The sequence below is a fragment of the Paenibacillus sp. 598K genome (assembly GCF_003851045.1).
Classification (GTDB): Bacteria; Bacillota; Bacilli; order Paenibacillales; family Paenibacillaceae; genus Paenibacillus_D.
This window is the reverse complement of record NZ_BFBX01000010.1, coordinates 22,675-41,823: the sequence shown is the minus strand read 5'-3', so window position 1 is coordinate 41,823 and position 19,149 is coordinate 22,675. Positions and strand designations below refer to the sequence as shown.

General features: G+C 56.4%; 14 protein-coding genes. 1 reads left to right on the top strand and 13 read right to left on the bottom strand.

Annotated features, from left to right (window positions below; all coding sequences use genetic code 11):
- Positions 1-20: 20 nt before the first annotated feature.
- From PA598K_RS03665 to PA598K_RS03630, 8 genes are all read right to left on the bottom strand, one after another.
- Positions 21-938, bottom strand: a complete 918-nt coding sequence (locus PA598K_RS03665) for a Gfo/Idh/MocA family protein (RefSeq protein WP_128655549.1) — start codon at positions 936-938, stop codon at positions 21-23.
- Entirely contained in the window at positions 935-2,242 is a 1,308-nt protein-coding gene (locus PA598K_RS03660; RefSeq protein ID WP_128655548.1) for an L-alanine-DL-glutamate epimerase, read from the bottom strand. Before PA598K_RS03660 ends, PA598K_RS03665 begins: the two co-directional genes overlap by 4 nt.
- Complete coding sequence (locus PA598K_RS03655) at positions 2,239-3,252, bottom strand: Gfo/Idh/MocA family protein (RefSeq protein ID WP_128655547.1); 1,014 nt, start codon at positions 3,250-3,252, stop codon at positions 2,239-2,241. Before PA598K_RS03655 ends, PA598K_RS03660 begins: the two co-directional genes overlap by 4 nt.
- A 28-nt stretch (positions 3,253-3,280) precedes the next feature.
- A complete protein-coding gene (locus tag PA598K_RS03650; RefSeq protein WP_128655546.1) occupies positions 3,281-4,363 on the bottom strand; it encodes a Gfo/Idh/MocA family protein in 1,083 nt (360 codons plus the stop codon).
- A 53-nt stretch (positions 4,364-4,416) separates the two neighbouring features.
- Positions 4,417-6,201: a right-handed parallel beta-helix repeat-containing protein gene (locus tag PA598K_RS03645; RefSeq protein ID WP_185601524.1), complete on the bottom strand. Its 1,785-nt coding sequence runs from the start codon at positions 6,199-6,201 to the stop codon at positions 4,417-4,419.
- 31 nt (positions 6,202-6,232) lie between these two features.
- Complete coding sequence (locus PA598K_RS03640) at positions 6,233-7,120, bottom strand: carbohydrate ABC transporter permease (protein ID WP_128655544.1); 888 nt, start codon at positions 7,118-7,120, stop codon at positions 6,233-6,235.
- A 13-nt stretch (positions 7,121-7,133) separates the two neighbouring features.
- Positions 7,134-8,030, bottom strand: coding sequence for an ABC transporter permease (locus PA598K_RS03635; protein ID WP_128655543.1), 897 nt, complete (start codon positions 8,028-8,030; stop codon positions 7,134-7,136).
- Positions 8,031-8,147: 117 nt separating this feature from the next.
- Positions 8,148-9,845: an extracellular solute-binding protein gene (locus PA598K_RS03630; protein ID WP_128655542.1), complete on the bottom strand. Its 1,698-nt coding sequence runs from the start codon at positions 9,843-9,845 to the stop codon at positions 8,148-8,150.
- Positions 9,846-10,083: 238 nt separating this feature from the next.
- Between PA598K_RS03630 and PA598K_RS03625 the strand changes: the two genes are divergently transcribed.
- Positions 10,084-12,369: a helix-turn-helix domain-containing protein gene (locus tag PA598K_RS03625; protein ID WP_128655541.1), complete on the top strand. Its 2,286-nt coding sequence runs from the start codon at positions 10,084-10,086 to the stop codon at positions 12,367-12,369.
- Positions 12,370-12,435: 66 nt separating this feature from the next.
- Here PA598K_RS03625 and PA598K_RS03620 read toward each other — a convergent pair whose 3' ends face one another.
- The 5 genes from PA598K_RS03620 to PA598K_RS03600 form a co-directional block, all read right to left on the bottom strand.
- Positions 12,436-13,383 (bottom strand): carbon-nitrogen hydrolase family protein, encoded by a 948-nt coding sequence (locus PA598K_RS03620; RefSeq protein WP_128655540.1) that lies wholly within the window; start codon positions 13,381-13,383, stop codon positions 12,436-12,438.
- 13 nt (positions 13,384-13,396) lie between these two features.
- The gene (locus tag PA598K_RS03615; RefSeq protein WP_260405253.1) at positions 13,397-16,051 is read right to left on the bottom strand and encodes a glycoside hydrolase family 38 N-terminal domain-containing protein; all 2,655 of its coding nucleotides are present in this window, start codon (positions 16,049-16,051) and stop codon (positions 13,397-13,399) included.
- Between the two features lie 161 nt (positions 16,052-16,212).
- Complete coding sequence (locus PA598K_RS03610) at positions 16,213-17,079, bottom strand: sugar phosphate isomerase/epimerase family protein (protein WP_128655538.1); 867 nt, start codon at positions 17,077-17,079, stop codon at positions 16,213-16,215.
- The gene (locus PA598K_RS03605) at positions 17,076-18,131 is read right to left on the bottom strand and encodes a Gfo/Idh/MocA family protein (protein WP_185601521.1); all 1,056 of its coding nucleotides are present in this window, start codon (positions 18,129-18,131) and stop codon (positions 17,076-17,078) included. The genes PA598K_RS03610 and PA598K_RS03605 overlap by 4 nt, the downstream gene beginning before the upstream one ends.
- A complete protein-coding gene (locus PA598K_RS03600) occupies positions 18,121-19,131 on the bottom strand; it encodes a Gfo/Idh/MocA family protein (RefSeq protein ID WP_128655536.1) in 1,011 nt (336 codons plus the stop codon). Before PA598K_RS03600 ends, PA598K_RS03605 begins: the two co-directional genes overlap by 11 nt.
- Positions 19,132-19,149: the final 18 nt, after the last annotated feature.

The following is a 19,149-nucleotide window of genomic DNA, read 5'->3' as shown; positions in this document are numbered from 1 at the left end:
GTTCCTCCTTTATCTCCCCGCTATCGCACCAGCGCTTGATAATACCGGGCAAATGCCGGACCCTCGTATCCGGCGTAATCGCTCGGAAGCTCATCCAGCGACACGACCCGTCCGCCCAGCTCTGCCGATCGTCTGGCAGCCAAGGCCGCATATTCGACCTCGACCAGCTCTTCGAACGCTACAGGGGCGGGCGCCTCGCCGGCCAGATAAGGCAGCACGGCCTCCAGCAGGGCGCGATACAATAACGTGTTGTCGACTTGCCAGTGCTCTACCTGCTTATGCGTAACAAGGGTCGCATAGAACGGCAGATAACCCGCCGTCCTGCCGATGCTGATCATCCCCGTGCGGCCATCCTTCCAGGTCAATTCGATCTGCCGCTGCGCCCGCTCGCCCAGATGGCGCACAGATGCAATCCCTGAACCCATCAAGCCGTGCAGCAAGGTGTACGCATGGATACCATAGTTGAATTCATCCACCGCACACCCGGCCAGTCCGTACACCCAATCCTCGGCGGGAATCCCCCGCGCGCTCCAGGCCTGAACCTCGCGGCAATAGCGCAGGGCCGAGCCGCCCGTCAGAATCGCGCCCTGCCGGGTCCAGTCCGTCATCCGCCGCAGATCCTGCACGCTTCCGGCCATCGGCTTGTCGACGAAGACGGCTACTCCCGCAGCGACGAAGGCTTCGGCATGACGCACATGCAGCTCCCAATCGCAGCTATGAATGAACACCGCGTCTACCCGATCCGCCAGCTCCTCCAATGTATCGCATACGGCTTCGATACCGTGCTCGCGGGCAAACGCGGCCGCATAACCGGCCTCATAGACCGTGCCGCTATCGAATACGCCCGTCACCTCGTGACCCAGCTCCCGCAGCAGCGGCACGAAGCTGCCGGGATGCGAGGTGTCCAGGTCCACGAGACCGACTCTCAGACGTTTCATGATGGTTGCCCCATTTCCTCGTATAATCGCGCTTCGTAATGCGAGCTGACGGACAACGCGCCGCCCAGCGTCGCGAAAAATCGCTCGTCGAGCCTGTAGATGCCCCTGTCCGGCTCGATCCAGGGCGCGCCGGACAGCGGATGCATGCGCAGCATCCGCTCCCAGTTCTTATAGTTTTGATACCCGTTCATCTCGACCGCGCCAATCTTCAGCTCCGGCAAGGGAGCGAGGAAGGCCGCCAGCGTCTTGTTCCAATCCGCCAGCAGCGGATTGGCCGTCAGGTCGGCGCAAAAACACGGCACCCCGCGACGATGGGCATATGCCGCCACCTTCAGGCTGACGCTCATCGTCTTGGCGATCGGCTTTAACGCCATGGCGCCATAGCCCATGTCGATCCGCAGCCGCGCATCTTGCTCGTCATGCACGCTTTCGTCGGCAGCACAACGGACGGGTACGTCGCTCACGTCGATCTCGCTCTTCTCGTCGAACGGCTCCTCCAGCAGGACGATTCGCTCCAGTGCGCCGATCCGCTCGGCATGCTCGAGCAATCGCATCAAGCGCGCCTTGGTGTCATATCTGCCGTTGGCGTCCAGATAGTAGACAATCTTGCCGCTGAGCGTATAGGCGGTATCGTAGGCAGAGGCGATGCCGTGAATGGTCGTCAGCCGCTGCATGTCCCACATCAGCATCTTGTCCAGATCGCCGTCCTGATCGGGATCGGCCCCGATCTTGATCTTCAACAGGAAATACCCTTCGTCCAGGAGGTGCCTGATCGCTTCATCGGAGAGGCCGTAGCCAATGACCGGGATGCCGGCTAACTCCGACTGCGGCGGCGCCAGCGCATGGGCGTAAGCCTCCGGCACTAGCTTGTCGAAGCCCCCTGCTCTTCCTCGGCTGTAGAGCGCCCAGGCCGCCTGATCGATGGCAACGAGCGCGTTCAGCGCGAAGGTCGTACGCAGATCGGAGATGCCGGTTCGTACCCGGCCATAAGCCAGCGCCTCCGGCACGAGCTGCTCCAGCAGATGGATCGGCGTCTCGCAGGACGATTCGCCGGCCAGCGTCAAGGCGTAACTGGTCAGATCGGCCATCAGCGCGTTCCCTGCCGCTTCGCCGTAGCGGACAAATACCCGGGAATCGGACCATAAGACGCTTTGCACGCCAACGCCCATGCCCAATGCCCCGTCCTCGTCGCGCATCCCCACAATGATCTGCCATAGCTCCGACAAGCTGCCGCCCTTGAATCCAAAAGGAGACAATAACGGCTCCTTCATCTCGGCCCATTGCGTGTGCGCAATGCGGATCATCGTCCGCTCCCGGGTTCGGCGGAGCTTGCAAGCGCCCGCTCCACGTACGCCTGGATCGGCTCCGGCTTGCCGCTGCCTAGCGAAGCGATCGCCTGGAGCACCATCAACGTCGCATACAAGCCGTCCACATGGTCGATCGTCGCTTTGCCGTTTTCCTGCAAGCAGCGCAAGAACGCCTTGTTCTCTTCCATGAAGCCCGATTCGGTGCCCGTGAAGATCTGCGGCTCCTTGCCCGCCTCCGAGTAGGTCAGCGTCGTCAGTCGATCGGAGAGCGTAACGGACTTTCCTTCGGCGAAGAGCTGCATAAAAAACTTGCTGGCCAGCGGCGGACAATTGCAATCCCCCTGGACCAGGGAGCCCGCAGCGCCGTTGTCGAAACGGAAGACAGCGACCAGATTGTCGATGACGCCGCTCGGCTGATAGTAGTTGCCGCCCGCCGCATAGACCTCTACCGGATCGCCCCCCGCCACGAAGCGCATAATATCGGCGGAATGGCAGCCCTGGCTGATGACGTTGCCGCCGCCCTTGACGGGATCGTTGGGCCAGATCCCGTTGCCCCAGCGGTCATCCATCATCTGCATTGTAATCGTCACGGGTTGGGGGATCAGCTCCTTGGCCTTCCACAGCAGCTCATAATACCGCATCTTGAAGGCGGTAAATAACATCCTCCCCGAGCGGTTCACCGCCTCGCCGATGGCGAGACATTGCTCCAAGGTCATTGCCAAGGGCTTTTCGACAAGCACATGCTTCCCGGCGTCCAGCGCACGAATGCAATATTCGGCATGCGTATCGTGCTGCGTCGTCACGTAAATCGCATCCAGCTCCGGGTCTGCGAACAACTGCTCCGGGTCGCTAGTCGCGTAATCTCCGCCGAAGGTCTCCAGCAACTGCAGGGCATTGGGCTCGTAGACATCGCAATAAGCCGACGAGGCCATTCCCTCCAGCTCTGCTATGCATGTGGCATGCGTCCGTCCCAAATTCCCGCAGCCGATAATTCCGATCTTGAACATGGTCGTACCTCCCAATAGTTAGGCTTGATCACCCAAAGCTACTCGTTACTCCGCCTTCAACCTTCTCCCAATCATCCTCGAATCCCAGGCCTTGCAGATTGGCAACCGTATTCGTGCGCTCAGCTTCATACAATCGCCAGATGAGACGCAGTCCTTGCAGACTGGTCGGACCGTCAGTCATCGGCCGTTGTCCCGTTTGGATACATTCGAGGAAATGCTCCAGCTCGAAATGCGTAAACTTCCCGGCCGATTCGATGTCCATCAGCACCTGGGTGCTGGACGACGTGTCCAAATTCGCTTTCTCTTCATTCATATGGGCGTGAAGATAGAGCTTGCGTTCCGCGAGGTTGATCTCCAGCATGCCCTCGGTGCAATGCGCATGAATACTCCAGCCTAACCGGGTGCCGCGGGCTCCCCAGGTTCCGAAGTGATAGCCGAGCGCGCCGCTCTCGAACTCGATAGCTACATTGCTCGTCCCCTCTTTTTCCATCCAGGGCGTCCCGAAGTTCGTGCCGAGATGCGTCCCCCGGACGGGACGTCCGAGTATCCAGAGCATCAGATCGACATAGTGACAGCCATGGCTGAAAAATTGACCGCCCCCGAGGCTTTGGGCCGATTGAATCCAGTGTCCCTCGTCATGCCTTGTATACTGCTCGGTCCAGATCGACAACTGAAAGCAATCTCCGTACGTCTTCTCCTCGATCAGTGCCTTGAGCTTGCGCACGATCGGCCAGAATCGAACCGGATAGGCCGTCATCAGCACCTTGCCCTCACGCTCAGCCGTGCGAATCAGCTCGATACACTCTTCCTCGGTATTGCACATCGGCTTCTCCATGAGCACATGCTTGCCCGCCTTCAAGCAGGTCATGCCCACCTCGAAATGCAGGTCATGCGGCAGCACGACGAGAACGGCATCCACATGCTCCAGCATCTCATGGTAATCGGCGACAGCCAGCTTGGCCCCGGCCACCTCTGCTGCTGCTTGCGCTCTTTCGAGCACGATGTCGCAGGTGACGGCGACCTCCATGCGATCGATCAATTCCTGGAAGCCTTGACCATGACTATCCGCCATGTTGCCGCATCCGATAATTCCCAGACGAATTTTACTCATCGTTTTCTGCTCCTGTCTTGTATAGGTTCATTGCTGTGCTGCCCCGGGAACCGCTATAGGTTCGCGACAGTCGTTAGATTCCCATCCTGCACGGTAAGCGCATCCGTCGTTACGATCTGATGGATGCCATTGGTCAGGTTATCTCGGAGAATGGAGGTTTTCGTCGTCGAATAGAGACCCAGCGCTTTGGACGAAGGGCTCGGCACGCGAAAAACATTGCTGGAAATAACGGCCGATTCCACGCCCTCGGCATAGAAGGCTGGATTCGTGTTTTCCGTCGATTTCTCGAACACATTGCCTTGCACGATGAAGCCGATCGGATTGGCAGCGAGCGACAAGTCCAGTCCGCAGCCTATCGTGGACTGCACGCGATTCTCGCAAATACGCGCCCGCTTGTAGAACTGCGCGGTCGTAACCGGAAAGATCATGCCCGTCTCCCCCCGCAGATCATTCCCTTCAATCGAAACCTCGGACGAGCTGTGAACGGTGACGCCGGATTTGATCGCCACAACATCGTTGTCATGAACCGCCATCTTGCCCAAGTTACAGACGATCCCGTTATAGAAGCCATGCACGGTATTCCCCTGAATAACGGCCCGCTTGCTGCTGTCGGGCGAACAGAAGATCCCGCTGCTCTCATAATTGCCGGCATCCGTCTGCACGATCAGATTGCCTCTGACCTGCACCGCCCCCTCGCTGGGCGAGGAGCTATAGATATACACCCCGTTCCCTTTGTTGTAGGTGAGCCGGTTGCCCTCGATGATGACATTGCCCGATCGGCTGTTGATCAGGATGGCAAAACCGCTGACATAGCTGCCGGACTGATATACAGGGCGCATGTCGATGCACTCGTTGTTGGCGATGACGATATCCGTCGTCAGACACGCTTCGGGGGTAGAGCCTTCTACCGTGTAAGACTCCGTCTTCATAAAATAGGTGCTGTTGCGCGCGACATTGTCTGCAACTACGCAGCCTCGGACCCCTTGGCTGATATCGATACAGTAACCGCCCGCATTCACCCCTTCGCCTGCCCAGACACGGTCAAAAAAGTTGCCGGTGACGATAGCGTCTCGGGCCTGGGTCACCACAACCGCATGTCCGCCGATCCCGGTAAACGTGCATCCCCGGATTTTGACCTTACTGTTCAGCTTGGCATTCACATCCAGTGCCAGCTGTCTTCCGCAGCACACGGCAATATCATCCTGACTCTCGAAGTGGCAGTTAATAATGGAGATATTGCTGACGGAATAATCGCTGATCGGATCAATGATAATGCCCCCGTCGCCGCCGTAAAAATGAATGCCCTCGATCGTAATGCCAACGACATCCCGCAAGGCCAAAAAATATCCCTGTAAATTGGTCCCCGGCACATAATACTGAAGCCTCGACTTGCCTGGCACGCCGCGAACGCTTGCTTTGGGCTTGAACAAGCTGCCTCTGTGATTGGTCGGCTGGTATTCCCCGGCTGGCGCTTTGGGGGCAACGACGTACGTGTAGGGCCCTAACTCCACTGGGAGCTGAGCAGCAAACATGCGGACAAAAACTTGCGTATCGTCTGCCCCGCCACAGACCGATCCGAACATCTCCGGGGTTACGACGCGGGCATCGCGCCTGATCCAACGTCCGATGGCTACCCCCGTGGCCTGGATTACCAGCCCGCCGTCGTCTGCGGCCGTGCTGGCGGCAGACCAGATGAAGCAGCCTCCGCCTACCGGACCGCGAGGATCGCTTGCCCAGGTGCCGTAATAACTGACGACCTCCACCAGTTGACCGTCGTACTCGCCTTCCGTTGCTTGCAAGGTTGCGATATCGGCTATGACTTGCGCTTGTTCCGCCATCCCCATCACTCTCCTGGTTGTTTGATCTGTGTTATTCTTTGACGCTGCCCATGACGATGCCCTTCATGAAGTATCGCTGAAGAAACGGGTAGACCATCAAGATCGGCAAAGCGCCCAAACCGATTTGCGCGGATTTCAATGTCCGGTCGGACAGATTGGCCAAAACGGATGCATCCATGACCGATAATGCGGCCGAATCCTGCTTCATTAACACAATCGATTGCAAATAGCTTTGCAGCGGGTACTTGTCAGGCGAGTTCATATAGATGATGCCGTCGAACCAGGAGTTCCAATGTCCGACCACCGAGAAGAGCAGCAGCGTAGCAATCCCTGGCTTGGACAAGGGAACATAGATTTTGAACAACGTCGTCCAGTGCCCCGCCCCGTCTATAAATGCCGCCTCCGCCAATTCCTTGGGCAGGCTTCGGAAAAAATTAAGCAGCAACACCACACTGAATACCGGAACCGCGGACGGAATGACCAACGCCCAGATCGTATCGATCAGTCCCGTCTGCTTGATCACCAGGTAGGTCGGGATCAACCCGCCGCTGAACAGGATCGTGATCATAAAAAACCATACGTATAAGGTGCGGTGACGGAAGGCCGATACCTCTCGCGATAGCGGATAAGCAATCAGGATGAGCAAGATCATCTGTAACGAACAGCCCAGCACTACGCGTTCCACGGAGACCCATACGGCATCCATGAACGCTTGATTGCGCAGTACATAGCGATACGCATCGGTGGTAAAATCGATCGGAAACAGCGTCACCCGTCCCGATGCCGCCGCAGTGCCCGAGCTGAACGAGATCGCCACCATCTGCAGGATCGGAAACAGACACAAGAAAGAAATCAGTGCTAACACCACATAATTGAATCCAAGAAACAGCTTCCTCGACCATGTTGCGCGTTCAACCAAGGTGTGATCCCCCCTAGAAAATCCGATAATTGGTAAATCGATAGGCCAACCAATAAGAGGTGCCAATTAATAGGAAGGAGGTGATCGATTTGAATAACCCAATAGCCGTCGCTGCGCTGAATTGCATCTGCTGCAGACCCATCCGATACACCATCGTATCGATGATATCTCCGCTCTCGTACACTTGCGGACTGAGCAGCACGAAGATCTGTTCGAAGCCAGCGTTTAAGACCGAGCCCAGACTGAGCGTCACCATCAGAATAATAATCGGCAGCATGCCCGGCAACGTAATATGCAGCATTCTCCGCCAGTGGCCCGCTCCGTCGATGGCGGCGGATTCATAGAGAGCCGGATTGATGCTCGTCAGCGCCGCCAAATAGACAATCGTGCTGAAACCGAATTCCTTCCAGGTCTCCGAGATCACCAGTGTCAATGGAAACCAGTTATTGTCGCCGAGAAAAAAGATGTCGCCCACGCCTATTGCCCTTAGCACCTGATTGACGATCCCGTCGGCGGGCGATAACATATCGATCAGGATTCCCCCGAGGATAATCCACGACAGGAAGTGCGGGATATAAATCAAGGTTTGAACCGAGCGCTGGAACCATCTCTTCGTCACTTCGTTCAACAGAAGCGTCATGCCGATGGTGACGACCAATCCAAAAACAATCTTCATCACAGCGATCAGGAGCGTATTCCGTATCACTTGATGCGTGTCCGGCAGGCTGAAGAAATACGTGAAATTGTCCCACCCTACCCACGGAGAGCCAAACAGCCCCTTCGTAGGCACATAATTTTGGAAGGCCATAACGATGCCGCCCATCGGAAAGTAGTGATAGATTAGAACAATAAGCACGCCAGGCAGCAGCATCACATGCAGCGGAAGCTCCAGCCTGAATCGTCTTTGCATCGCTCTCGCCTCCCTCGTCTGCTCACTTGTTGCGCGTTGCGAGGAGAGCGGGCTTCCGATTATCCCCGGCTTCCCTCTCCTCTTCACGCGCCTTCGTTCGTGTCATTCGGGCTCATCCTACTGATTGCTCGCGAGCCATTCGTTCACTTCGGCTGTCATTTCGTCCCCGCCCAGCTTCTTCCATTGCTCCACGAAGCGGTCGAACTCGTCCAACGAGCCGCCTGTAATTACCTTCAACACCATCTGATCGCGAAGTTTGTCGAGATTACCCTTTTTTTGCAGCATCGCAGGCGTCGGCATGCCGGTAAATTGCGTCGGCTGGTAGCTATCCTTTTCCAAGTACTCGACGGCGATTTTGCCGGAGCTTTCCGGACCGTCCTGATAGTACACGTTCCAGAATTTCTTGTCGCCGGCCAGATACTTCTCGATTCCCGCCAGGTTATTGCGCTGCTCGGGCGTCAACTCCGATTTGTCCTTGCTTCCGTTCAACGCTTCCATCTCGGCGAGATGATTATCGGCCCGCTTGTTTTTGTAGATTTTGATAGGCGCGTTCATCCAATGGGCAATGTCCAGCTCGCTGTCATAGTTGTACTGGGTGTATAGGTCATCCGAGGTATTATAGTAGAACATATCCAGCCAGGTCTGGATCATCGGGAAGATCGCTTCCGGATGCTCGACATCCTTGTTTACCACCCAATAATAATTGTAGATATTGAGCGGGATCTGCAGCTTCACAGCCTCTCCGTCAGCGGATGGCACCGCGAAGGGGAGCCACTCGTTTTCTGGCGTCAATTGCTGCAGCGGAGCGGCAGCAGACCCCATATTGCCGAAGACCATGCCGATTTTGCCGCTGGCGATGCTCTCCTCCAGCTTCTGCATATCCTTGACGCCGAACTCCTTGTCCAGCCATCCGTTTTTATAGAGCGTTTGCAGTTCGGCCAGCGCCGTTTTCATCTCCGGTTGAATATCGCCGCTGACGAGCTTGCCGTCCGCATCCTTGATCCATATGTCGCGGTACGCATGGAAGCCGTTCAGGAAGCCTACCATCGCGTTATCGCTCAGCTCTTTGTATAGCCCCAATCCAAAGGTATCCGGCTTGCCGTTCCCGTCCGGGTCTTGGGTGGCGAAGATCTCGGCCATCTTCAAGACGTCAGCCATCGATTGCGGCGGCGTCAGATTGAATTTTTCGTACCAGTCCTTGCGAACCCACAACACCGAGACGCTCTCCTTGGCGACGCCTGTCCAAGGGATGGCCATCAATCGGCCCTTCATGCGCGCCGATTCCAATACTTCCGGACCGGCCAGCTCCATGATCTCTCTCACTTGATCCGAGGCGTAGGTCTCATACACTTCCGTTAAGTCGGCAATCGCTCCGGCCTCGTACAATTGCTTGAACTGCGAAGGAGAAACCCCGACGAAATCCGGCATATCCCCGGAGGCAATCATCAGATTCACCTTCTGTTCGTATTGACCGAACGGAACGTCCCAGATCGCTTTCACTTCAATCCCATACGTATCTTTAATGTATTGCGTATAGACATTGTTATCTGTCGTCTCCCCGTCGCCGAACTTGGTGTAGGAGTAGTTGGCCATCGCCGTCGTCAATTGAATCGGCGGATCGAACTTGGCCGGCAATCCCTTCGCCGGAGGTTCCGTCTCGCCTGTGCCTGACGTCGAATTCGGTTCCTCTGACGATGCGGGTGGGGCAGGAGTCGGTGAATCCTCCTTGTTGTCGCTGCAAGCCGCGAGCAGGACAGACATGACTAGTACAAGAGCCATACCGATTGCGGAGATACGTCTGGATTGATTTCGCACGGTTATCTTCCCCCTGAAAGTTAATGTTACTTTTCCTCACAAGTCTGTTTGGGGCTGACCTACCCTCCTTTAATTTTTTCGTGGAAACTTAAAATCGCTTGTGATAAGGTAATTGTAAACATGGCGCCCCAATCCAGGTAGACACAGTTCGCCAAAAAGTATACGACAGTCCTTCACCTGATCAAATGTATACGATCCGGTTTACGGCATATTTGAACGAAATGGAGGAAAACGTAACATGATCAAGACATTAAAGCTCATGCAGAATAAAAACTCGTTGTTTTTCAAGCTTCTTGTCAGCTTTCTCATTATCATCGTTGTCTTGTTATCCTTTAACCTTCTTTCGTTCCTTTTTTTTAAGACGAGCATTAACGAGGAGCTGGTCCAGAGCAATCGATTGATCCTCGACAAAACGGTGGACAGCTACGAGAAGCAAATCCAGCTCATCAACAAAAGCATGACCAATATTATCCTCGACAGCCGGATCAATCTGATACGGAACATGTCTGCCGACTCGCTCAACTACGATGTGATTCTGCAAATCACCAAGGAAATGTCCAATCTGGCATCGAACGAGATGCTCAATCTGGACAATGTGCTGCTGGCCTTCAAATCGTCGGACTATGTGCTCGACAAGGACGGTCTGGTCGATTTCGATAAAATGTTTACGACCTTTATGGTTAGCGCCTCCTATCCCCCCAGCTTTTGGAGGGAGCAATTCAATCCTGCGAATCATGTAAACGTTTTACCTGCTGCCGAGTTCAAAAAATATAATCAGGTGACCGCTTCGCCGAACGTGGAAGCGATTCCATTGGTCAACTATAACATGCTCGACAAGCAGGTGATGATGGTGGCCTTTCTTAATGCCGATCAAATGTTTACCAATTACAACTATATTAATATGGGGGTATTCCAGATTATCGGACGCGACGGCGCGCTGGTCTACTCGTCAGATAAGAGCCGCCCTTCCCTACCGGTCGAGACAACAAAGGACAGCGATGACAGCTTCGTCAAAAAAGACGACATCTACTATTTTTACAAAACCTCGGACTTGACCGGACTGACCTTTGTGAATGCCATTCCCTACAAGACCGTTGCCTCGCGGATTGTCCAGCTCAATTATTTGTTATTGGCTATCCTGATCGTATCGATCGGTGCCAGCCTGGCGATCTCGATCTTCTTAAGCATTCGGTTCAACAATCCTTTCCAGAAAATCATCGAAACGATCCGAAATCCGGACAAGCCGGTTCCCGTCACGACGGATATTCATGAGTTCAAGCTAATCAATGAACAGATCCATAACCTGGCCAAGATCAATCGCGATTATAACTCGGATCTCGAGGCGAAGAACAAGCTGCTGAGACAATACGGCTATTGGCGCAAAATCAAAAACGTCGAAACCTACTCGGACGATATTCGAAATGTCATCGACCCGGCCGAGCCGTTTTTCATCTGCTTGTTTCAATTTAATTTCACGCAATCCTTCATCCAGGACTTTGACGATGCGCAGCAAAACGAAGCGTCCGCCTATGTCCGGGCGATGACGCAATCCTACACCGAGGAGCATTTCCCCGGCTCGATCTCGTTGAACATCGAAAAGGATCTGCAATGCACCCTTATATTCACGGACAGCTTCCAGACCGTTGCAGACAAGCTGGAAGCGCTGAAGCAGTGGTTCGACAGGGACATGGATTACGGCTTTGTGACTATCGCGATCCAGCCCCGGCAGAGCGAATTTAGCCATCTGGCCGCTCATTACGAGCAAGCGTTGCGTATGCTTCGGTCCCGTAGGCTTAATGAGGAAACCCAGATTGTGACGACCGAAATTACGGAATCCGACTTTTCCTTGCATCCGATCATACCGGAGCAGGAATTCTGGGAAAATTTGCAGCATGGGAACGAAACGAATGTCATGGGACTGATCCGGCGCGGCCTGCATCTGATGGACAAGAAGCATGCCTCCGCCTTTCAATTCCATCTGTTCGCCAACCAGATCATCGAACGCGTCATCAAAGGATTAATCGCCGGGCAGCAGGATATCAGTCTGATTCTGAACGAGAATTCGCCCTATGAGCAGATCAAATATTGTCATACGCTGGAGCAATACGAGCTGTTCTTCGCCCGTTTCCTGGCCGAGAGCACCCTGCTCGTCCGCAATAAGCGCGAGAGCAGCAATAGTATCGTCACCTATGTGACCTCCTATATTAACCAGCATTATAGCCAGGACATCTCTCTGGATCTGCTGGCCGATCAGCTCAAGCTGTCCGGCGGATACTTGTCCACCTACTTCAAGGAGAACTTCGGCTGTACGTTCAGCGAGTACTTGAATGAAGTCCGGATTCACAAAGCCAAGGAGCTGCTCGCTGCGGACGATGCCAGCATTCAGTCGATCTCGCTCAAAGTCGGCTACCACAATGTGAGCTCCTTCATCCGCATGTTCAAGCGCATGACCGGCATGCCGCCGGGACAATACCGCAGACAACGTCTGAACGACGACCCATCGGTGCCCGTGCCGGGCAATTGACCTCAAAAAAGACACCTTAAGCTTATGAAAATCGCTCTAAGGTGTCTTGTCCATGGCTCTCTCTCACTACAATACGTCTTGTCCCTTGCTCCGATGAAGCGCCAGCGACTGGGCCAGGTAGTCATCCAATCGGACCAAGTCGAACTCCTTCACCAGGTCATCCGCCGTCCTATCCGCGGACTCTGAGGTGACCAGCACCGATCCGACCAACCCGGGGTCCATGATGCTGACCTTCACGCCATACTTCTGCTTCATCCGCTCCAGCTTCGGACGATTAAAATCCAGATGGACGACGACGGCATCCAGATTAATCGTCCCGGTAACATAATCATAGTAGCTGGAGGTCGAATAAAGCGGCTGGCCGAGGGGGGACAGGATGGCGCTCGGCAATCGACCGGCAATCGCGCCAACGAAAAAGGCTCGGCAGGCATAAGCCCAATACTGCTGCATAAAGCCTCCATGGAACATGGATGGAAACAAAATCAGGTCCGGCTGCATACGGGCGTAACGGTCGCGCAACGGGGCAAAATTGAGATCGAAGCAAATCGCGATCGCCACCCGCCCAAAGTCGCAGGTGAAAACCGGCGCTTCGCTGCCGCATACGATGCCGTCCTGCTCGATCTCGATGCTGACCGGATGATTCTTGTCGTAGGTTCCCGCTACTGTGCCCTCGCGATCAATGAGCAAGACGGAGTTTCGCCAGGTGTCGTCATCGCGATACCGAATGGTCGGATAAGCGATGTAGCAGCGATGTTGTCTCGCTAGATCGGACAGCAGGTCGAGGATGCGATCGGCACGCTGCCGATAGTACGCCTTGAGCCGTTCGCCGTCATAACCCGAAGGGACATCGCAGCATTCCGGCAACACGATCAGGTCGGGCTGATCGGGTAGCACCTGTTGGATTTTATCGGCGAGAAACTCCGATACCTGGATAATCGCCGTCTCAATGTCCTGCAGCGGATCGACCGTGCAATAATGGTAATTAAACGTACTGATCGTTACATATCGCGCCATCTCTCCATGCCCCCTATGCCATAGTCAGTCGATACGTCTGGATCTGCCATGCCGAGAGCGCAATCTCGAAGCCGCCTGGCTCGAAATCCACCGGCTCGAGCGATTCCTCGTACAAGGTTGCCTTCGTCGCCTGACGAAGCGTCCTGTGCGACAGCAGCCTCGCGGTGGCCGGGTGCTCCGACAGGTTGACGCAGCGTATGACGATATCCTGATCCGAGCCCGATTCGGGACGCTTCATCACGCTCACGCAAATATCGGATGGCGTCAATTCAAAATAAGAGACCGGCTCGGGAGACACATAATCCTGATCCACACGAACCGTTGCCGTCCTTACGCCCGCCTGCAGCGAATCTTGCAGCCGCGCCAGGTCCGCATCGGACACCTCGGCTCGCAAGGGCGCCAAGGCGTAGTTGAAGGTGAGCGGTCCGATCAGTTGTCCGCCCTCTTCCCCGTTGGTCAAGTAGGTTTTGCGGTACGAGCGGAACATGGTGATATGCAATTCTCCCTGCTCATGCTCCGGAGCAGCGCATTCGTGCAGACCGAAGGGAGAGACCAGGGCCAGTCCCGTACCGTCTGCCCGTCGCTTGCCGACAATGCCGTCCATTTGCTTCTCCGGGGCCTCGGACTCCTTCCAATGCTGCGTCTCCAGACGAAAGCCTGTCGGTCTTCGAATAAAAGCGAAAGCCTGCTTCACGAAATATGAGGGTTCGGCTACGCCCGTCGGAAGGACCAATCTGAGCCTGTGGTCGCGGGCCTGATTATCGATGGTCGTCTCCACGTCGACATGCTCCGCGCCCTGGGATAGCCCGAAGCGGGTAAGGATCACCACCGGCTGATCCTCGGCCGAGCGCATCTGTCCATGCGGGGTGTGGAGCATCTCTCGCGGCAGTCTGAGCGTCTGGCTGACTTGAAATACGATCCGTGCCGGACCATGCTCTACAATCTCGATCCTGCACTCGAAGCCCCGACTGTCCACCAGTCTGTCCTCGACAGGTCCCGCATGGAACCAACCGTCCCCGATCTCGCCATCGTCGAGATAGCTGCACAACTGATCATAGCTCCGGCCCGTTCTTTTATCCATGATACAGATCGTTCCATTATCCCGGATCGTCAGCTTCAGGTATTCATTCTCCGCCTCTTGTCGATCCCGCGACATCCGCTCCAGATATCGAGACGGCAACGGCGAGGGCTCGATCCTATACTCGGCGGTGCCGAGCGCAGGAAGCTCGACCAGCAGCGATACGGTATGACGGTCGATCGTCTTGCCGTTCTGGCGGAATACGTCGGATTGAACATTCCTTCTGATCTTGACCAGTCCATACGGGATTTCGCGATCCAGGCTATCGCGTATACGGAAGCTGTTCTTCTGCTCGTAGCCGAAAGGCTCTTGGTATTGCTCGGGGTATTGCGGCTCGAAGTCGATATCGACGGTAACCACCTGACGTCGCGGGAACAACAGCGGGTTGGTTACGAGCAGCAGCAGGTGACCGTCCTTCGAATGCTGTGTGCTGGCGATCGCTTCGAGCTGCTTCTGTTGCATGCTGCCTAGCACTTGCAGAGCGATTTCTCTGGATTGCTGCGAGCGGTACTTCATATCCTCATGCACCGCATCGATGGAGCAGCCGCAGATTGAATCATGCGGATGATTGAGCAGCAGGTATTCGTAAGCCTTGTCTAGATAGGCCTTGGGAATGGAGTAGCCCTGCAGGCCGGCGATTGCAGCCAGCGGCTCCACCCATTTCTCCAGCAGCGCCTGCCCGGCGTCGTTGGCTTGCTTCAGCGGATAACGGCTGGACAACGTATGGGGGATGACATAGTTCGAGCCTGGACTCTTCCCCGGATCGTAGAGCTCGCCTGTCAGCAGCGGCATGCGATCCCGGTGCGCTTCAAGCTGCCGCCCCATCTGCTCCAGGTTCGTATGCTTGACCTCCGCTTGCGGGAACAGCTCGCGGATCAACGTCACGTAATCGGTGGTATCCTGGCGAACGCGGCCGTGATCCTGCCCATCCATGAGCAGACCGATCCCCAGAGGAGAACGCGCCAGCTCGCGCTCGACATGCTCCTGGATTGCGGCTCTCTTCTCGTCTGCATCGAATTGCCGGGTTTCCGCATTCGTGAGCACGGCCAGAAAAGCGCCGTACGAGTTGTCGTCGAACAGCTTGTAGGCGATACACTCGCTGCCGTCCGGCGAACCCCAACGAAAATGGGACGGGACGCTATGCTCGTTGAGCCCGCGCCCCACGACCGAATAAGGAATACCGAAGCCTTGGAAGAGCTGCGGGAGCTGCGCGATATGCCCGAACGTATCGCAAATATAGCCATACCTCCAGGGCTCCGCGCCCCATTCCCTGCATAGCTGTCTGCCCTTCATCAGATTGCGGATCAAGCTCTCGCCCGATACGAGAAATTCATCCGGCATCACATACCAGGGACCGATAACCAGACGCCCCTCCCGGATCAGGCGGCCAAGCCGCTCGCGCTTGTCAGGCTCAATCTCGATATAATCGCGAAGCACAACGGTCTGTCCGTCCAGATGGAAGGTCTGGAAGTCCGGCGATTGCTCCATCACCTCGATAAGCTCGGTCATCATCTCGACGAGTCTGAAGCGGAAGCCCTGGAAGCTCTCGTACCATTCTCTGTCCCAATGGGTACTGGAGAAGTAATATATCGTTGGCTTGTCTATGACGCTCCCTCCTGTCCTGTGGGATACCCTACCTCCATCTTATACGAGTCCGGGACCATGCCTAGAGACAATTGCTGCGCTAGTATCCCGAGGATCGACAACCGAAGAAATGTATAGTATCGGATCTACGGTCGATTCCCCCGTCGTCAGCTCTCAAACCCGGCTTCCCGCAGCATCCGCTCGAGCGTAGCTCTTGCTTCGGCTACTCGCGCCTCCAGCGCATCCAGCGGCAAGGCCGCCCCGTATCTGCCGCCGGCACCGTCGAGCCTCTCGAGGACGACCGGACCCGCGAACCCGGTCTCGCGCAACGTAGCGAACATCGTGCGGAAGTCGACCTCTCCCTCCCCCGGTATAGGGAAATCGACCTCGGCGCGCGCGCCCCGATGATCCTTGGCGATCAAGGATGCCGTCTGCGAGGCGATCAAGGGGAAATCTGCCGCCGGATCGATGCCTTCATAGAAGCGGACATTGCCGGGATCGTAGCATGCCTTCACATGAGGGGAGCCGATCGTTCGCAGCGTCTCGGCGATTACGCCTGCCGTTGCCGTGTTGCCGGTATGAGGCTTGATGGTCACCGTCAGTCCACGCTTGCCCGCTTCCTCGCCCACCTCGCGGAACTTGGCGGCGAAGGCTTCGTCGATCGGCTTCATCTCCACCTCCGGGATCGGCTCGTCCGGGAAGCTGCGGTAGCTAGTCGTGCCCAGCGACAGCAGCTCCTGCACGCCGATCGCTTGCGCAAACGCCAAGCGCTGCCTGGCTCGCTCGATCGGCACGCCAGGAGCCAATACATCCGTACTGACAAGCGTCACCGGCTCCAGCCCGTAACGCTCCAGCAGCCGTACGATCCGCAGCGCTTCCCCGTCCGCGCTGTCGTCGAAGGCCGGCCGGTCCTCATGAGGCAAGCCGAACGAGACGTAACGGTATCCTGCCCGGGCTATGCTTGCCAGCGACGCTTTAAACGAATACCCGCAATAGATCCAGCTCATGCACGCCAGCTTGATCGTAGGAATCATGCTTCTACCCGACCTCCCGTCTGCGTCGCCTGTCGCAAGGCGGAATAATCCACCTGGACCTCCCGACGCTCCTTGAGCGAGCGATACGCCGCCTCGGATACGGCGAGGACACGCATCCCGTCCGCCAAGGAGATAAGCGGCTGCTTATCCTCGCGGATACAATCGATGAAGTGGGCATTCAGACGGACCCACATATCGTTATCGGCGTAGGATGTGGTGCGCTCGGGACCTCCGTCGTCTTTCTCCAGCAGCACGCCGTTGTTGTTGACGACTGTCAGATGCTCCGTGGCCACCCCGGTGATGTCGTATTCCACCCGAGTGATCCAAGGCGTGCTGACCTGTCCGATCCCCCCGTTGGCGAACCGGATGGACACCGTGAAGGCGTCGGCTACGCTCCCCGGAGGCAGCAGATAGGTGCCTCCGTAGGCGAACACGGACTCGATCTCTCCGCACATCCACATCAGAAGATCGTAGTCATGCGAGCCGTGGGAGAAGATCGGGCCCTTGGCCGTCTCGTCGTCGAAATACCAGCTCGGCGTATCGTAATAATGATCGCGATACTTGTCGTAGACCCGCTGGTTCGGGTCGAGAAAATGCGTCCGCATCGACCAGGCTTGCAGCGGTTTGCCGGCAGCCTCCCCTGCAACGGTTGCCTTCATCGCCTTGTACGCAGGGGAGAAGCGGAGCGGATAACCGACCATCGCCTTTAGATGCGCATGCTGCTCGCCCGCCGCTACAATCTCTGCCGCATCCGCCATCGAGGTAGCGATCGCCTTCTCCAGAAACAGATGCTTCCCCGACGCCAGTACCGCCTTCGACGCTTCGACATGCAGATGATCGGGCGTCGCTACCCATACGGCATCCAGCTCCTGCTCCAGCAAGGACTCGTATGAATCATAGACGACAGCGCCGACCTCCGCCGCCAGCGCCTCCGCTTTGGCGCGTGTCCGATTGTGGACGGCAGCGACCTTGACTCCCGGCAACGTGTGCAAGGTCCGCGCATGCAAGGCTCCCATCAGGCCGCACCCGATAATGCCTACCTTAATCGTCATGTCCGTTCCCCCTCTTTTGGTCGATCTGAACTCCTGCAGTACCCGACATCGCCCAGATCGTCCGCAGCGATCGGAGCGCTTCCTGTCCATCCGTCTCGGGACGCGTACCCGATCCGATGCTTTCGAGGAAGTGCTCGATCTCGAACGAGACATTCGTGTCGAGTCGCTGCTCCTGCCCTGGCGGATACTCGTACAACCGCTCCGTCCCGCTCGCCGATAACGCTTCCAATGTCCATTGATCTCGGCTCAATTGCAGCATGCCCTCGGTCAGATGGATCTGGCACAAGGCGGGCGGACTAGCATACTTCATCCCCCAGCTACTGACCAGATGAGCCAATGCGCCGCTGGCGAACTGCATGATTCCGTGCGACGTTCCTTCGCCCTCCATCCACTCCGTGCCGACTCGCGTACCGAATTCGGCTACGCTGGACACCTCGCCGAGCAGATACTGCATAATATCGATATAGTGGCAGCCGTGGCTGAATAATACGCCGCCCCCCAGCTTCTCCTTGCTGGCGAACCAGGTCCCCGGCATCGGGTCGAGATAGGTCTGCACCCAGAACTGAGCGCTGATCGGCTGGCCGTATCGGCCACTGTCGATCGCTTCCTTCAGCTTGCGGATCGCGGGCATATACCGGACGACATAGGCCATCATGACCGTCACGTCCCCTTGCTCTGCCGCCTCGATGATACGGAGGCAATCCTCCTCTGTGTTGGCCAAGGGCTTCTCCATCAATACATGCTTGCCGGCGGCAATCGCTTGCAGCGCTTGCGTCGCATGCAGATGATGCGGCGTGCAAAAGCTTATCGCATCGACATCGTCCAGAATAGTTGTCCAGTCGGTTGCATAATTGCAGCCCAGCTCCTCGGCCGTTTTTGCTGCCTTGCTCTCGTCCAGGTCTACCACCCAGCGCAAGTCCGAGCGTTCCGCTCTGCTGAAGGCATGCGCGTGAGCGAGCCCCATGTTCAAGCCGACAACGGCGGTTCGTATGTTCTTCATCTTCTTCCTCCTGTCGCT

What these genes read in the sequence shown, in the direction of transcription:
- PA598K_RS03645 (WP_185601524.1), bottom strand. Translation starts at nt 6,201, where the DNA reads ATGGCGGAACAAGCGCAAGTCATAGCCGATATCGCAACCTTGCAAGCA.
- PA598K_RS03620 (WP_128655540.1), bottom strand. Translation starts at nt 13,383, where the DNA reads ATGGCGCGATATGTAACGATCAGTACGTTTAATTACCATTATTGCACG.
- PA598K_RS03650 (WP_128655546.1), bottom strand. Translation starts at nt 4,363, where the DNA reads ATGAGTAAAATTCGTCTGGGAATTATCGGATGCGGCAACATGGCGGAT.
- PA598K_RS03660 (WP_128655548.1), bottom strand. Translation starts at nt 2,242, where the DNA reads ATGATCCGCATTGCGCACACGCAATGGGCCGAGATGAAGGAGCCGTTA.
- PA598K_RS03605 (WP_185601521.1), bottom strand. Translation starts at nt 18,131, where the DNA reads ATGACGATTAAGGTAGGCATTATCGGGTGCGGCCTGATGGGAGCCTTG.
- PA598K_RS03635 (WP_128655543.1), bottom strand. Translation starts at nt 8,030, where the DNA reads ATGCAAAGACGATTCAGGCTGGAGCTTCCGCTGCATGTGATGCTGCTG.
- PA598K_RS03610 (WP_128655538.1), bottom strand. Translation starts at nt 17,079, where the DNA reads ATGATTCCTACGATCAAGCTGGCGTGCATGAGCTGGATCTATTGCGGG.
- PA598K_RS03625 (WP_128655541.1), top strand. Translation starts at nt 10,084, where the DNA reads ATGATCAAGACATTAAAGCTCATGCAGAATAAAAACTCGTTGTTTTTC.
- PA598K_RS03665 (WP_128655549.1), bottom strand. Translation starts at nt 938, where the DNA reads ATGAAACGTCTGAGAGTCGGTCTCGTGGACCTGGACACCTCGCATCCC.
- PA598K_RS03600 (WP_128655536.1), bottom strand. Translation starts at nt 19,131, where the DNA reads ATGAAGAACATACGAACCGCCGTTGTCGGCTTGAACATGGGGCTCGCT.
- PA598K_RS03655 (WP_128655547.1), bottom strand. Translation starts at nt 3,252, where the DNA reads ATGTTCAAGATCGGAATTATCGGCTGCGGGAATTTGGGACGGACGCAT.